Below are 770 nucleotides of genomic sequence, written 5' to 3'. Positions count from 1 at the left end.
TGGTCCAGCAGCTTGCGGAACATTTCCACGCCGGTGCAGGTGGTCTTTTGCGTGTCGCGGATACCCACGATTTCGATTTCTTCGCCGACCTTGATGATGCCGCGTTCCACGCGACCGGTCACCACGGTGCCACGGCCGGAGATGGAGAACACGTCTTCCACAGGCATCAGGAAGGCGCCATCCACAGCGCGCTCAGGCGTGGGGATGTAGGTGTCCAGGGCTTCGGCCAGCTTCATGATGGCTTCTTCACCCAGCTTGCCCTTGTCGCCTTCCAGGGCGAGCTTGGCGGAGCCACGGATGATGGGGGTGTCGTCGCCTGGGAAGTCGTACTTGTCCAGGAGTTCGCGCACTTCCATTTCGACGAGTTCCAGCAGTTCTTCGTCGTCCACCATGTCGCACTTGTTCAGGAACACGATGATGTAAGGCACGCCCACTTGGCGGGCCAGCAGGATGTGCTCGCGGGTCTGGGGCATGGGGCCGTCAGCAGCGGAGCAAACCAGGATAGCGCCGTCCATCTGGGCAGCGCCGGTGATCATGTTCTTCACATAGTCGGCGTGGCCGGGGCAGTCCACGTGGGCGTAGTGGCGGTTGGCCGTTTCGTATTCCACGTGGGCGGTGTTGATCGTGATACCGCGGGCCTTTTCTTCGGGCGCAGCGTCGATCTGGTCGTAGGCCTTGGCTTCGCCGCCGAACTTGGAGGACAGCACCGTGGCGATAGCTGCCGTCAGCGTCGTCTTGCCATGGTCCACGTGACCGATCGTGCCCACGTT

1 protein-coding gene is annotated in these 770 nt (G+C 62.1%); it reads right to left on the bottom strand.

Annotation, left to right across the window (positions count from 1 at the left end):
* The coding region (locus ACODSU_RS25290) for an elongation factor Tu (RefSeq protein ID WP_488845721.1) at positions 1-770 on the bottom strand (770 nt) is incomplete at both ends.

The organism is Acidovorax sp. FG48 (assembly GCF_057809085.1).
This window is presented reverse-complemented; position numbering and strand designations above follow the sequence as displayed.